This window comes from Pseudomonas corrugata, assembly GCF_050920615.1.
GTDB lineage: Bacteria > Pseudomonadota > Gammaproteobacteria > Pseudomonadales > Pseudomonadaceae > Aquipseudomonas > Aquipseudomonas corrugata.
The window spans coordinates 1,855,236-1,867,841 of sequence record NZ_CP130434.1; the positions used below are offsets into that span (position 1 = coordinate 1,855,236).

The following is a 12,606-nucleotide window of genomic DNA, read 5'->3' on the forward strand; positions in this document are numbered from 1 at the left end:
ATCCCACATCACTGCAAGCTGACCTACCGCTTTCGCGAGCAGGCTCGCTCCCACAGGGGCAGAGCCGACCGCGAAACTTGTCTTCTCAGCCCATCATGTCCTTCACCATGCGCTCCTGCTCCATGAGCTCCCGCTGCCGGGCATCGATGCGTGACGACAGCGGGAAGTTGGTGCCGGCGCGCCGTTTGGCGAAGTCCAGTTGCTGGATGGCCTGGCGGTAGTCACCCACCAGGGCGAAGTACTCGGCGCGGGCTTGGTGCAAGCCAATGATGTTACCCGAAAGCCCGCGAGTCTCGGCGACCATGTACCAGACATCCGGATCGTCCGGGCGGGTCTTGAGCAGGGTTTCCAGAGCTTTTTCAGCGTCGGCGGGCCGGTTCTGCTTGAGCAGCAGGTCGACACGCACCTGATTGAGTGGGTAATTGCCCGGATACTGGGCCAGCATCCGGTCAACACGAGATTGAGCATCGGCCAGCTTGTTGCTGGTGATGTCCAGGTCGACCTGGGCCAGGTTGTAGATGATTTCGTTGGGTGACTTGGCCAGTAGCGGCGCGAGGTTTCCCCGGGCTTCGTTCAACTGGCCGCCCTTGATCTGCGCAATTGCCAGGCCATAGCGGGCCACGTCGTTCTTGGGGTTCTCATCCAGTTGCGCCCGGAAGCGCTTGGCGCCCAGGCCAGGGGTTTCTTCATAGATCAACTGGACCCGTGCGCGAATCAGTTGGTAACGCATGCTGTCTTCTATGCCGCCCGGCTTGGCTTGTTCGGCACGGTTGCGGGTGTCGGCGATCCGGGACTCTGTGACCGGGTGGGTCAGCAAGAATTCAGGTGGCCTGGCGTCGAAGCGGTACTGGCGCATCAGCCGCTCGAACATGGTCGGCATGGAGCGTGGATCGTAGCCGGCCTTTTCCAGGTTCTGGATACCGATGCGGTCGGCTTCCTGCTCGTTCTGGCGCGAAAAACGCCGTTGTTCCTGGATGGCGGCCGCCTGGGTGCCGGCAATGGCAGCGATCCCCGCATCACCACCGCCGGCGGCGGCAATCACGATACCGGTCAGCAGCGCGGCCATCATGGGGACCTGCATGCGCTGCTGGGCTTCGACGCCGCGGGCGAAGTGGCGTTGAGACAGGTGAGCCAGTTCGTGGGCCATCACCGAGGCATATTCGCCTTCGGTCTGGGCGTTGAGGAACAGGCCGCCGTTGACCCCGACGATCCCGCCAGGTGCGGCGAAGGCGTTGAGCTGCGGGCTGTTGATCAGGATGAACTCCAGGCGTCGGTCGTTGACCTGGCTGGTTTCAACCAGTTTGTACACGCTGGTCTCGACGTAATCCTTGAGCTGTGGATCGTTGAGCTGTGCGACCTGGCTGCGCAGCAGGGCCAGCCAGGCGCGACCCAGTTGGTGTTCCTGCTCCGGCGAGACAATGGCAGAACTGGCATCGCCAAGTGACGGCAGGTCGTCGGCGAAGCCTGGTGAGGCGAGCAGGCAAGCGAGCGTCAGCAGGGTGGGGCGCAGAAATGTCATGCACGGGGCCTTAGTCGACAAAGACCCTACTGTAGCCGGACACCGGCCCCGGGACCAGATATTCTAGGCGGCTCTACGACCTGCTGCGGAGTGAAACAATGACCGATGCTGTAGCCCACGATGCCGAACTGGATGCCAGCGGCCTGAATTGTCCGTTGCCATTGCTCAAGGCCAAGCTGGAGCTCAACCGCCTGGCCAGTGGCGCCGTGCTCAAGGTCATCGCCACGGACGCGGGCTCCCAGCGTGATTTCCGCACCTTCGCCCGGCTGGCCGGTCATACGCTGCTGCATGAAGAAGACGACAATGGCGTCTACCGTTACTGGCTGAAGAAAGCCTGAATAACCGATGGTGTTGCTTAAGGATTTTTAATGTTCAAAGTGTTACGCGACTGGATTCAGCGCTACTTCTCCGACGAAGAAGCGGTGGTGCTGGCAGTGCTGCTATTCCTGGGGTTCACTGCGGTCCTCACCTTGGGCGGCATGCTGGCACCGGTGCTGGCGGGGATGGTGCTGGCGTACCTGATGCAAGGCCTGGTCACGACGCTGGAGCGCCTGCGGCTGCCCGGAACCGTGGCGGTGTGCCTGGTGTTTGCCCTCTTCATGGGGCTGTTGGTGGTGTTCGTCGTGATAATCGTGCCGTTGCTCTGGCACCAGTTGGTGACGCTGTTCAACGAGTTGCCGGGCATGCTCGCCAAATGGCAGTCCCTGCTATTGCTGCTACCCGAGCGCTATCCGCATCTGGTATCGGACGAGCAGGTGCTCCAGACCATAGAAGTGGTGCGCGGCCAGATCGGCAAATTCGGCCAGTGGGCGCTGACGTTTTCGTTGTCCAGCCTGCCGCTCCTGGTGAACATCATGATTTACCTGGTGCTGGTGCCTATCCTGGTGTTTTTCTTTCTCAAGGACCGGGAAGTGATCGGGCGCTGGGTCCGCGGCTACCTGCCGCGTGAACGGGCGCTGATTACCCGGGTGGCCCAGGAGATGAATCGCCAGATTGCCAATTACATTCGCGGAAAGGTCATCGAAGTATTCATCTGTGGCGGCGTGACCTACATCGGCTTCGTGGCCCTGGGGCTCAACTACGCCGCATTGCTGGCGCTGCTGGTGGGTATTTCGGTGGTGGTGCCTTATGTCGGCACGGTGGTGGTGACCGTGCCGGTGGCCTTGATCGCACTGTTCCAGTGGGGCTGGAGCGATCAGTTCATCTATCTGATGGCGGTCTACGGAATCATCCAGACGCTGGACGGCAACGTGCTGGTGCCGTTGCTGTTCTCCGAAGCGGTGAACCTGCACCCGGTGGCGATCATTTGCGCAGTGCTGCTGTTTGGAGGGCTGTGGGGATTCTGGGGGGTATTCTTTGCGATTCCCCTGGCGACGCTGTTCAAGGCTGTGCTGGATGCGTGGCCGAGCAAGGAACCGATTGTGGCGCCGTTGCTCTAGCTGACTGATCAGGTGAGGCTGATGGCCTCATCGCGAGCAGGCTCGCTCCCACATGGATTGTGTAGAACCCTGTGGGAGCGAGCCTGCTCGCGATGGGGCCCGACAGGCAATAAAAAGCCTCAGGCCTTATCGAGCGCCTGAGCCGCCGCCAGCACGGCATCCACATGCCCAGGCACTTTCACACCGCGCCATTCCTGGCGCAGCACGCCGTCCTTGTCGATCAGGAACGTGCTGCGATCCACGCCCAGGTATTCCTTGCCATAGAGCTTTTTCAGCTTGATCACATCGAACAACTGGCAGACGGCTTCGTCCTTGTCGCTGATGAGCTCGAACGGAAATTCCTGCTTGCACTTGAAGTTCTCGTGGGACTTGAGACTGTCCCGGGAGACGCCGAACACTTCGGTGTTGGCAGCCTTGAACTGCGCGTACTGGTCGCGAAAGCCCTGGCCTTCGGTGGTGCAACCGGGGGTGCTGTCCTTCGGATAGAAGTAGATCACCACCTGCTTGCCTTTCAGGGCTGCGAGGCTGACGGTCTGCCCGTTGGTGGCGGGCGCCTGGAAATCGGTAACCGGCTGGTCGATGGCAACGGTCATGGGCGCTTCCTTACATTGGGTTTTGTGGGCGCCACGGTTCGATCAGTGCATCCAGGTTCATCGCGTCGGCGAAGTCCAGGAACTGATCGCGTAGCCAACTGATCTGGGTGCCGGCCGGAAGCGTCACGGTGAACGTGGCGTTGAGCATGGTGCCGCCGGTCTGCGGGGCCTGATAGGTGTCGCAGGTGAGGTTTTCCAGCTCGACGTGGTGGTCCGTGAAGAACTGGCACAGCTCGTTGATGATGTCCGGGCGGTAGGCCGAGCTCACATAGGCCACGTAGGGCAGGGCTTGGGGACGGTTTTCCAGCGCTGCGCTGCGCACCACGTTGACGGTGAAGGTGTGCTTCTTGGCCAATACCGGCAGGCTGCCTTCCAGGCGGGCCAGGGCGTCCCAGCTGCCGGAAACCTCAAGCACGAGCGCACTGCATTCGCCGTGGCGGGTCAGGCGTGAGGTCACGACGGCGCAGCGGTTTTCATGGCTGGCGCGGCACAGGACGTTGGTCAGCTCCATGGGGTTGGCGCCAAGGGCACTGATGACAAGGAATTGTTCGCGGACTGTGGGGGTGGACATGCAGCATTCCTAAAGCGATGAGCGGTCGATACCTACGCCATTCTGCAGGGGGCGGCCTGCGAAAACGAACGACTCAAGCCCTGTGCCTGGCGTTGCACGGTATTCCGCATACGCCGGGGCAAACGCAGGATCGGGGCTTGTGGCGACGAAAACGGAGGCTGGGAACCGGCCTGTGAACGTGTCGGTACCGATCAAAGTCTGAAGGGTAGCGAAAACCATCGCCAAGGGGAATGGGAGTTCGCTTGTACAAGCATCTTGGCGCCAGTACCATTACGGCTCTCTTTTTCCGGCAGGAGCGGTTTCATGATTGCGGGCAGTATGGTGGCACTGGTCACACCCATGGATGCACAAGGGCGTCTTGACTGGGCCAGCCTCAGCAAACTCGTGGACTTCCACCTTGAAAACGGCACCCACGCCATTGTCGCCGTCGGTACCACCGGCGAGTCGGCTACCCTCGATGTCAACGAGCACATCGAAGTCATCCGTGCCGTGGTCAAGCAGGTCAACGGTCGCATTCCGGTCATCGCCGGTACTGGCGCCAACTCGACCCGCGAAGCCGTCGAGCTGACCCGCAACGCCAAGGAAGCCGGTGCCGACGCCTGCCTGCTCGTCGTTCCGTACTACAACCGGCCGACCCAGGAAGGCCTGTACCAGCACTTCAAGCACATCGCCGAAGCGGTCGACATCCCGCAGATCCTCTATAACGTCCCGGGCCGCACCTCCTGCGACATGCAGGCCGAGACGGTGATTCGCCTGTCTACCGTTCCGAACATCATCGGCATCAAGGAAGCCACCGGCGACCTGAAGCGCGCCAAGGCCATCCTCGATGGCGTGAGCAAGGACTTCATCCTGCTGTCCGGTGACGATCCGACCGCGGTCGAGCTGATCCTGATGGGCGGCAAGGGCAACATTTCCGTCACCGCCAACGTCGCGCCGCGGGAAATGGCCGACCTGTGCGAGGCCGCGCTCAAGGGCGACGCCGAGACCGCACGGGCCATCAATGAAAAACTGATGCCGCTGCACAAGGACCTGTTCATCGAAGCCAACCCGATCCCGGTGAAGTGGGCGCTGGTGGAAATGGGCCTGATGCACGAAGGCATCCGCCTGCCGCTCACCTGGCTGAGCAACGCCTGTCACGAACCGCTGCGGCAGGCCATGCGCCAGTCCGGCGTCCTGGTTTAATTGAGGAAGTACACCGCATGAAGCGAATTGCCGGACTTTCCGCACTTGCCTTGATTATCTCCAGCACCAGTGGCTGTGGGTGGATCTGGGGCCCGGAAGGTTACTTCCGTGATCGTGGTAGCGATTACCTGAACGCGCAACAGACTGCACCGATGCAACTGCCGCCGGACGTCCAGGTCGCCAAGCGCCTGGATCCGCTGCTGCCGATTCCGCGTAACGTGGCCGACGACACCGCAAAGGGTGAATACGAGGTTCCTCGTCCGCAGCCGCTGTCGGCCATGGCCGATGCCAGCGACTACACCCTGCAGAAGAGCGGCGACTCACGTTGGGTCATGGCCCAGCATCCTCCGGCCGAAGTCTGGCCGGTGGCGATCCAGTTCTTTCAGGACAACGGTTTTCGCATCGATGAACAGCGCCCCCAGACCGGCGAGTTCACCACCACCTGGCAACATGCCGATGAACTGTCCGCCGCCATGGGCAAGCGCCTGAGTGCTGCCGGCGTCGCCAGCGACAGTGAGTCCCGCGTGCGGGTGCGTATCGAGCCGGGCGTGCAGCGCAACACCAGTGAAATCTATGTGGTCAGCGCCGAGCGTCCTGCCGGCAGCACCGCCGACGTGGCGTTCACCAACCGTTCGGTCAATACCGGTCTCGACGCTGCGCTGGTGGACGACATGCTTGCCAGCATGAGCCGTTCCGCAGAGCAGGGCGGTTCGGTTTCGATGCTGGCTTCCCGGGATTTCGACACGCCGAGCCGTGTCAGCCTGACCGAGGACGGCAGCGGCAACCCGGTGCTCAACGTCGGCTCCGACCTGGACCGTGCGTGGTCGAGCGTCGGCCGTGCGCTGGAGCAGGGCGAATGGCGGGTTGAAGACATCAACCGCAGCCTGGGCCTGTACTACATCAACCTCGCCGAAAAAGCCGAGAAGAAAGACGAGAAGCCCGGCTTCTTCAGTGGTCTGTTCGGCGGCAAGCCGGACAAGGAAGAAATCGAAGCCCGCGCCGAGCGCTATCAGGTTCGCCTGAGCAAGGTGGGCGACAACGTCCAGGTGACCGTCGAGAAAAACATCAATACCGTGGCGCCGGCCGAAGTGGCCCGCAAGGTGTTGGGTGTGATCCAGGACAACCTGGGCTGATCCGATGCGTTTTGCCGTTCTCGGCAGCGGTAGCCAAGGGAACGGCACGCTGGTAGCCAGCGCCGGTACGTATGTGCTGGTCGACTGTGGTTTCTCCCTGCGGGAAACCGAGAAACGCCTGCTGCGTCTGGGTGTGCATCCGGCGCAACTGAGCGCGATACTCGTGACCCACGAACATGCCGACCATGTGCATGGCGTGGGTTTGCTGTCCCGGCGCTACAATCTGCCGGTCTACCTCAGCCGCGGAACGCTGGGAGGGCTGCGAAAACCCATCGAGCCAGCCGGTTTCGTGGCCGGTGGCGAACAACTGCGCATTGGCGCCCTGGATATCGACGTGGTCAGCGTAGCCCACGATGCCCGGGAACCGACGCAATATGTGTTCAGCGACGGCGAGCGGCGTTTCGGCTTGTTGACCGACCTGGGATCGTATTGCGACAGGGTCATGGACAGTTATCGGGATCTCGATGCCTTGATGATCGAATCCAACCACTGTCGCGACATGTTGGCCCGTGGTTATTACCCGTACTTTCTCAAGCAACGGGTAGGCGGGGAACGCGGACATTTGAACAACCACCAGGCGGCGTACCTGGTGGCCGAGTTGGGCTGGCAGGGCTTGCAACACCTGGTCCTGGCCCATCTGAGCAGCAAGAACAACCTGCCGCAGCTGGCCCGGCAATGTTTTGTCGACACCCTCGGGTGCGACCCGGACTGGCTGCAACTGGCCGATCAAGATTCAGGGCTCGACTGGCGACATATCGCCTAGCCCATCTACTTAGCAAGCGGAGCCCATCATGGAAAAACGTGAAGAACTCTACCGCGGCAAAGCCAAATCGGTTTACAAGACCGACGACGCTGACCGCTTGATCCTGCTGTTTCGCAACGACACCTCGGCGTTCGACGGCAAGCGCATCGAACAGCTGGACCGCAAGGGCATGGTGAACAACAAGTTCAACGCCTTCATCATGCAGAAGCTCGAAGCCGCTGGCGTGCCGACCCAGTTCGACAAGCTGCTGGGCGACAACGAGTGCCTGGTCAAGAAGCTGGATATGATCCCGGTGGAATGCGTCGTGCGTAACTACGCTGCCGGCAGCCTGGTCAAGCGTCTGGGTGTGGAAGAGGGCATGAAGCTCAATCCTTACACCTTCGAGTTGTTCCTGAAGGACGACGCCAAGGGCGACCCGTTCATCAACGAATCCCACGTCGTGGCATTCGGCTGGGGCACCGCCGAGCAACTGGCGCGCATGAAGGAACTGTCCCTCAAGGTCAACGAAGTGCTGAGCAAGCTGTTCGACGACGCCGGCCTGCTGCTGGTGGACTTCAAGCTTGAATTCGGCGTGTTCAGCGATGGCTCCATCGTCCTGGGCGACGAATTCAGCCCGGATGGCTGCCGTCTCTGGGACAAGGCCACCAAGAAGAAGATGGACAAGGACCGCTTCCGCCAGGGCCTCGGTGACGTCATCGAAGCCTACGAAGAAGTCGCCCAACGCCTGGGTGTACCGCTGTAATCGACGCAAGCATCTGATAGCACGGAAAAAAATTCGCTCGGGGGTTCGCTTCCGGCGAATGTGCTGGTATGATGCGCGCCACTGGAGAGATGCCGGAGTGGCCGAACGGGACGGATTCGAAATCCGTTGTACTGGCGACAGTACCTAGGGTTCAAATCCCTATCTCTCCGCCATTATTGAATACGACTAAGCCCCTGAAATGGTTGAACATTTCAGGGGCTTTTTCGTTTCTGGCGTTTTAATGCTCCGCGGTTCATGTCGTCGAGCAGTAGACACATCTGGGCTGCAAAGCGACCCCGCTTTGTGAGCGCTCCGTACTCACATGGAGCAAGCCCCCTCGTCACGTCTGCATTACCGTACGGGATTTATCAACGATAACCATTGGGTTTCTGGACTAATCATCCAGATCAGGAAACACGATCTTGCCCAATACCCAAGGCTCCACGATGTCGCGATGAATCGTACGCAAGAACGACCCCCATTGCGAACGACTATGAGCATCGGGTCCAGTAATTGTCAGCAACAGATATTCATCTCTGAGATCATCGTATGCATAGATCAGCCAGAAGTCATTGGCTGGATCGTCTTTCAAGGCGGTGCGATAGTATTGACTATCCATTTTTGCCCAGCGGATTTGTGTCTTTTCAGTGCTCGCGAGATGAATGTGATACATCTCGCTCAAGTCGAGCCCTTCATCCCTGCCGAAGATGGCTGGGATTTCGCCGCATACTTTGTAGTTGTAAAAGTGTGCGGCGAAGTTTTTCCAGTTATGTATTTCTTCAAACAGAGCGGAAATTTTAATGGCTGGCATCAGGCCTACTTTGTAATAGGAAGCTTGCCAGTGATTACAAATTTATCGAATGCTTTTTGCCCATCACGCGCGGCCTGCCTGACATCAAGAAAAGTCAGCTCGTCGTGAATGACTTTTTTCTGCGGTTTATCGGCTTTTTTTGTGGTGGCCATCGGAGCCTCCGAGGTCTGTGTATTCATGCTGATCAGCTTATGTGAATAATCGTATCCGGGCAATGAGAGGTCGGGGGCACAAGTCCCCCGCGGCTTGCTGGGGGCTTTTCTATTAAGCAGGTTCTGCATCCAGTCGTCGTGCTATGACGTCTAGCACGTCGCAACCATCCCTTAAGGGAATGCAGCACAGTTGCGCAAAGTCTTGAAGTATGATTGCGTCGGTTGAAATGTCTCCTCGCATCGCGAGGTTTTCTAAAAGCTGGGTTACAGCGCGTATTCTATAGCCTGCCGTGTCGAGCAATATGTGTAAAGGAGCAGTGGTGTCGACGAAGAGAGGTTGATCATCGGCATTGCTTGTAAGAGCCATGTATTTGTTCATTTGGAACTCCATTTGATTGAAGCCAACTTAATCGTCGCCAAACGAAAAAGGTGGTGGCTGTACGCAGGTTGGCGAACCGGGACAAATGGAAAGACCGGCAGATCCGAAGATCTCCCGCGCACAGCCACCGGAAAGCAGCATATTGCGCGCAGAAGCAATCCGCAAACATGCGGGAGGTTTCTGCGTATTTGTCTTCGAGTCGCCAAACCCGAGTCGTCTTGCGACGGCACCTGAACTATGGGTTTTTCTGCCGAGATCATCAATAAGATGGTGTGTAAGACGATTCTTTGAATTGCGTAGGCGCAGGGCGTAAGAAAAAAGTCCCTCCACCGTTCGTCACCACCCTGTGACAATTGGGCTAATGTCTCTCTAGCAGAATGCACATCCTGCCGATAGGTAGGGCATACCTTAAAGAGGAGTGACACCCATGCCACGATTTTTCGCCGACCTGGGCTTTCGCTGGAAAATCACCTTGCCAATCGCTTTCCTGGCGTTGCTGTTGGTGTTGATGGGCTGGACGGGCGTGCGTGGCATCGATCAGGTGACTGACTCCAGTACGGAATTGACCAAGCGTTATCTGCCGGCCATCAGTCTGCTGCTTAATGCCGACCGCGATCTCTACCAGGCGTTTGTGGCCGAGCGCAGCCTGCTTGTCGGCAATGCGGGCGACCATGTGCAAGCACTGCGCGCCAGCCATGCCGAGAATATGAAGCAGGCCTATGATCGCGTGCACAAATACGCGGCGATGCAGCCGGGGGCCGAGGCGCTGGCGCTGGTCAAACAGTTCGATGACAGTTTTGCCCAGTGGACGCAGCTGTCGCGGCAAGTGGTCGAGCAGGCCGCGACCAATCCGCAGGCGGCCAGTGCCCTGAGTTTCGGCGACAGCGAACACCGGTTCGATACTATGCGCGATGCTATCGACAAGCTGGGCGAGCTGGAGGATCAGGCGTCGCTTAACGAGGGGCAGGCGGCGATCGACCATGGCGAGGCGGTGGGGCGGCAACAGGGTGGGATTCTGTTGATCGGCCTGCTCGGGTGCATCCTGCTGGTTTTTGTCCTGCCGCTTGTGGTGCTGCATCCCATGCGTCGGCTGCTTCACCGCGTCGAGCAGATTGCCGAGGGCGGCGGTGATTTGAAGGGGCGCCTTGAAGTACGTTCGGCTGACGAGTTGGGGCAGCTTGGCAGTGCTTTCAACCGTTTCCTCGACAAGCTCCAGCCGCTGATTGCCGAGGTAGGCCGGGTGACCGGGGAGGTCGATGCCGCGGCCCGCACCATGGCCAGTATGGCCGCGACCAATGATCAACTGATCAGCAGCGAACATGCGGCGCTGGATCAGGTCAGTACCGCCGCCACCCAGATGAGCGCGGCCGTGCATGAGGTGGCGCACAGCGCGGTGAACGCCTCGGACGCCGCCAAACAAGCCAGCAGCCAGTCCCGTGACGGCGCCGAAGTGGTCAGCAGCACTGTTGAGTCGATCCGCCAACTGGCCCAGGAGGTGGAAAGCGCCTCGGGTACCATTGGCGCTTTGGCCCAGGAAACCTCCAGCATCGGTGCCGTTCTCGAGGTGATTCGAGGCATCGCCGAACAGACCAACCTGCTGGCGCTGAACGCCGCGATCGAGGCTGCGCGGGCCGGTGAGCAGGGTCGCGGTTTTGCCGTCGTTGCCGACGAAGTCAGGGCCCTGGCGGCTCGTACCCAGGATTCGACCAAGGACATCCAGGTGCGTATCGAACGGCTGCAGAGCGGTGTGGCAAAGGCCGTGCAAGCCATGCAGGCCGGCAGCGACAAGGCCCGCGACAGCGTCGAGCGCGCCGCGGGCGTCGATCAGGTGCTCAGCGGCACCAGTGGCTCGATACAGCGGATCAACGACATGGCTGCGCAGATTGCCAACGCCTGTGAAGAGCAGAGCAGCGTTACCGAGGAGATTGCCCGCAACATCTCCGACATCCGCGACCTGTCCAATGAAGCGGCAGAGAATTCCGCCCAGAGCATGCAGGCCAGCCGGCAGCTATCCACTCTGTCGAAGAGTCTGGCGGAACTCACCGGCCGCTTCCGCACCTGAGTCGGCACCACCGTGTCTACCCGCAAGTCCCAGGCGGCACTCACCCGTGACCGCCTGCGGGCCCTGCATCAGGACGGCTTCGTGCTGTTGCCGGCAGTATTGGACACCGCGCAAATCGTAGCGGTGCGCCAGGCAATCGACCGGCTCAAACCCCTGCACTGGGACTACAGCGGTGTCATCGATCATTACAAATGCGTTTTCAACCGCGACCCATTCTGGTTGCCATTTCTGGACGTGGACGGCGTGATCGAACTGGCCGAGGCGGCCTTGGGGGATGATTGTCACGTCATCGGCCAGACGGCCTGGCGTTGCCATCCCGGTTTCATCGGGGCGCCCCTGCATCTGGATTACCTGCCGATGGCGTTGCCGCCAAGCCTGTTGGTCGACCCCGCCTTCGAGTTGCCGATGCAGATCTGTACCGCGCAGTTCTATCTCGACGACATCGATGCCGACTTGAGCCCGACCCGTGTCATCCCCGGCAGCCACCGGGCGGGGCGGGCACCCGTGGCGGGTGAAACCCAGTGGTCGGGGCATGCTGCGCAGCCGGTGTTGTGTCGTGCTGGCGATGTGCTGGTGTTGCGTAGCGAGTTATGGCATGCCGGCAGCGACAACCAGACCGCCGACCGCACGCGTTACCTGCTGCAAGTGCACTATGGCCGACGCATGGTGGCGCAGAAGTTTTCGCCTTACCTGCACTGGCAATTCAACCCGGCCGTCCTGGCGGCCGCGTCACCTCGCCAGCGGCGCCTGTTGGGCGAGCATCAGGAGGCTGAGTACGACTGATTCTCCGCTGCCGATTCCAGTCAGATCCAGACATCGTTGTCTGCCGTTCGCTCATGGGTTTCCCCCGTGTTGATGACCCCACGAGGTTCGATCAGCAACACTTTCACTTCCTGTGCGGCCCAGGGCTTGTGTTCGATGCCTTTCTTGACGACGTACATCTCGCCAGGGCCTATCGTCACCGCTCCGTCGCGAAAATCGATACGAAGCTCGCCCTCCAGCACGATGAAGGTTTCATCGGTGTCGGCATGGGAATGCCAGACGAAATCACCTTCGAGCCGGGCGACCTTGAACTGGTAGTCGTTCATCTCAGCCACGACCTTGGGGGCCCACTGATCCTGGAACAGGGCGTATTTCTGGGCAAAGTTGACAGGGGACTCATGGGTAGCCATCGCGCAATGCTCGCTGTGGGACTTGGATGGGCCGCAACAAGCTGCTCGACAGGCTGGGCCCGGCGGAGCAGCTCATAGGGGTAATGGT

Annotated in this window: 15 protein-coding genes, 1 tRNA gene and 1 pseudogene; 10 read left to right on the forward strand and 7 right to left on the reverse strand. The window is 60.1% G+C overall.

The window, feature by feature from the left end:
• Positions 1-85: 85 nt before the first annotated feature.
• Positions 86-1,519, reverse strand: a complete 1,434-nt coding sequence (locus QZH45_RS08425; RefSeq protein WP_053192972.1) for a M48 family metalloprotease — start codon at positions 1,517-1,519, stop codon at positions 86-88.
• A 98-nt stretch (positions 1,520-1,617) separates the two neighbouring features.
• Between QZH45_RS08425 and QZH45_RS08430 the strand changes: the two genes are divergently transcribed.
• Positions 1,618-1,857, forward strand: coding sequence for a sulfurtransferase TusA family protein (locus tag QZH45_RS08430; protein ID WP_024781284.1), 240 nt, complete (start codon positions 1,618-1,620; stop codon positions 1,855-1,857).
• Positions 1,858-1,887: 30 nt separating this feature from the next.
• The gene (locus QZH45_RS08435; RefSeq protein WP_024781283.1) at positions 1,888-2,958 is read left to right on the forward strand and encodes an AI-2E family transporter; all 1,071 of its coding nucleotides are present in this window, start codon (positions 1,888-1,890) and stop codon (positions 2,956-2,958) included.
• A 119-nt stretch (positions 2,959-3,077) separates the two neighbouring features.
• On the opposite strand, the gene QZH45_RS08440 is transcribed toward QZH45_RS08435, so the two are convergent.
• Together QZH45_RS08440 and QZH45_RS08445 are read right to left on the reverse strand one after the other, a co-directional pair.
• Positions 3,078-3,551, reverse strand: coding sequence for a peroxiredoxin (locus tag QZH45_RS08440; protein WP_053192970.1), 474 nt, complete (start codon positions 3,549-3,551; stop codon positions 3,078-3,080).
• Positions 3,552-3,561: 10 nt separating this feature from the next.
• On the reverse strand, positions 3,562-4,122 hold the full coding sequence (locus QZH45_RS08445) for a glycine cleavage system protein R (RefSeq protein ID WP_024780389.1): 561 nt from the start codon (positions 4,120-4,122) through the stop codon (positions 3,562-3,564).
• A gap of 303 nt (positions 4,123-4,425) precedes the next feature.
• On the opposite strand from QZH45_RS08445, the gene dapA reads away from it, so the two are divergent.
• The 5 genes from dapA (at position 4,426) to QZH45_RS08470 (ending at position 8,115) form a co-directional block, all read left to right on the forward strand.
• Positions 4,426-5,304, forward strand: coding sequence for a 4-hydroxy-tetrahydrodipicolinate synthase (dapA, locus tag QZH45_RS08450; RefSeq protein ID WP_024780390.1), 879 nt, complete (start codon positions 4,426-4,428; stop codon positions 5,302-5,304).
• Positions 5,305-5,321: 17 nt separating this feature from the next.
• Entirely contained in the window at positions 5,322-6,437 is a 1,116-nt protein-coding gene (gene bamC, locus QZH45_RS08455) for an outer membrane protein assembly factor BamC (protein WP_024780391.1), read from the forward strand.
• Positions 6,438-6,441: 4 nt separating this feature from the next.
• Positions 6,442-7,200, forward strand: coding sequence for an MBL fold metallo-hydrolase (locus tag QZH45_RS08460; RefSeq protein WP_024780392.1), 759 nt, complete (start codon positions 6,442-6,444; stop codon positions 7,198-7,200).
• A 28-nt stretch (positions 7,201-7,228) separates the two neighbouring features.
• Complete coding sequence (gene purC / locus QZH45_RS08465; protein WP_016963914.1) at positions 7,229-7,942, forward strand: phosphoribosylaminoimidazolesuccinocarboxamide synthase; 714 nt, start codon at positions 7,229-7,231, stop codon at positions 7,940-7,942.
• An 83-nt stretch (positions 7,943-8,025) separates the two neighbouring features.
• Positions 8,026-8,115: transfer RNA gene (locus QZH45_RS08470), tRNA-Ser, on the forward strand.
• A 221-nt stretch (positions 8,116-8,336) separates the two neighbouring features.
• Here QZH45_RS08470 and QZH45_RS08475 read toward each other — a convergent pair.
• From QZH45_RS08475 to QZH45_RS08485, 3 genes are all read right to left on the reverse strand, one after another.
• The gene (locus QZH45_RS08475; RefSeq protein ID WP_024780393.1) at positions 8,337-8,753 is read right to left on the reverse strand and encodes a type II toxin-antitoxin system YafO family toxin; all 417 of its coding nucleotides are present in this window, start codon (positions 8,751-8,753) and stop codon (positions 8,337-8,339) included.
• A gap of 5 nt (positions 8,754-8,758) precedes the next feature.
• Complete coding sequence (locus tag QZH45_RS08480) at positions 8,759-8,905, reverse strand: hypothetical protein (RefSeq protein WP_199275587.1); 147 nt, start codon at positions 8,903-8,905, stop codon at positions 8,759-8,761.
• Positions 8,906-9,017: 112 nt separating this feature from the next.
• Entirely contained in the window at positions 9,018-9,284 is a 267-nt protein-coding gene (locus tag QZH45_RS08485) for a hypothetical protein (protein ID WP_024780394.1), read from the reverse strand.
• Between the two features lie 427 nt (positions 9,285-9,711).
• On the opposite strand from QZH45_RS08485, the pseudogene QZH45_RS08490 reads away from it, so the two are divergent.
• From QZH45_RS08490 to QZH45_RS08500, 3 genes and pseudogenes are all read left to right on the forward strand, one after another.
• Positions 9,712-10,488 (forward strand): annotated as a pseudogene (locus QZH45_RS08490) (MCP four helix bundle domain-containing protein); the annotation flags it as partial.
• Between the two features lie 78 nt (positions 10,489-10,566).
• On the forward strand, positions 10,567-11,346 hold the full coding sequence (locus QZH45_RS08495) for a methyl-accepting chemotaxis protein (protein WP_371923852.1): 780 nt from the start codon (positions 10,567-10,569) through the stop codon (positions 11,344-11,346).
• Between the two features lie 12 nt (positions 11,347-11,358).
• The gene (locus QZH45_RS08500) at positions 11,359-12,129 is read left to right on the forward strand and encodes a phytanoyl-CoA dioxygenase family protein (protein ID WP_024780396.1); all 771 of its coding nucleotides are present in this window, start codon (positions 11,359-11,361) and stop codon (positions 12,127-12,129) included.
• A 20-nt stretch (positions 12,130-12,149) separates the two neighbouring features.
• On the opposite strand, the gene QZH45_RS08505 is transcribed toward QZH45_RS08500, so the two are convergent.
• Positions 12,150-12,518: a cupin domain-containing protein gene (locus QZH45_RS08505; protein ID WP_024780397.1), complete on the reverse strand. Its 369-nt coding sequence runs from the start codon at positions 12,516-12,518 to the stop codon at positions 12,150-12,152.
• Between the last annotated feature and the right edge of the window lie 88 nt (positions 12,519-12,606).

Excerpts from the sequence above, each read along its gene's own strand:
- QZH45_RS08485 (WP_024780394.1), bottom strand. The coding sequence starts at position 9,284 with ATGAACAAATACATGGCTCTTACAAGCAATGCCGATGATCAACCTCTC.
- QZH45_RS08435 (WP_024781283.1), top strand. The coding sequence starts at position 1,888 with ATGTTCAAAGTGTTACGCGACTGGATTCAGCGCTACTTCTCCGACGAA.
- QZH45_RS08480 (WP_199275587.1), bottom strand. The coding sequence starts at position 8,905 with ATGGCCACCACAAAAAAAGCCGATAAACCGCAGAAAAAAGTCATTCAC.
- QZH45_RS08505 (WP_024780397.1), bottom strand. The coding sequence starts at position 12,518 with ATGGCTACCCATGAGTCCCCTGTCAACTTTGCCCAGAAATACGCCCTG.
- QZH45_RS08430 (WP_024781284.1), top strand. The coding sequence starts at position 1,618 with ATGACCGATGCTGTAGCCCACGATGCCGAACTGGATGCCAGCGGCCTG.
- QZH45_RS08445 (WP_024780389.1), bottom strand. The coding sequence starts at position 4,122 with ATGTCCACCCCCACAGTCCGCGAACAATTCCTTGTCATCAGTGCCCTT.
- QZH45_RS08440 (WP_053192970.1), bottom strand. The coding sequence starts at position 3,551 with ATGACCGTTGCCATCGACCAGCCGGTTACCGATTTCCAGGCGCCCGCC.
- QZH45_RS08475 (WP_024780393.1), bottom strand. The coding sequence starts at position 8,753 with ATGCCAGCCATTAAAATTTCCGCTCTGTTTGAAGAAATACATAACTGG.
- QZH45_RS08460 (WP_024780392.1), top strand. The coding sequence starts at position 6,442 with ATGCGTTTTGCCGTTCTCGGCAGCGGTAGCCAAGGGAACGGCACGCTG.
- QZH45_RS08495 (WP_371923852.1), top strand. The coding sequence starts at position 10,567 with ATGGCCGCGACCAATGATCAACTGATCAGCAGCGAACATGCGGCGCTG.
- purC (WP_016963914.1), top strand. The coding sequence starts at position 7,229 with ATGGAAAAACGTGAAGAACTCTACCGCGGCAAAGCCAAATCGGTTTAC.
- QZH45_RS08425 (WP_053192972.1), bottom strand. The coding sequence starts at position 1,519 with ATGACATTTCTGCGCCCCACCCTGCTGACGCTCGCTTGCCTGCTCGCC.
- bamC (WP_024780391.1), top strand. The coding sequence starts at position 5,322 with ATGAAGCGAATTGCCGGACTTTCCGCACTTGCCTTGATTATCTCCAGC.
- dapA (WP_024780390.1), top strand. The coding sequence starts at position 4,426 with ATGATTGCGGGCAGTATGGTGGCACTGGTCACACCCATGGATGCACAA.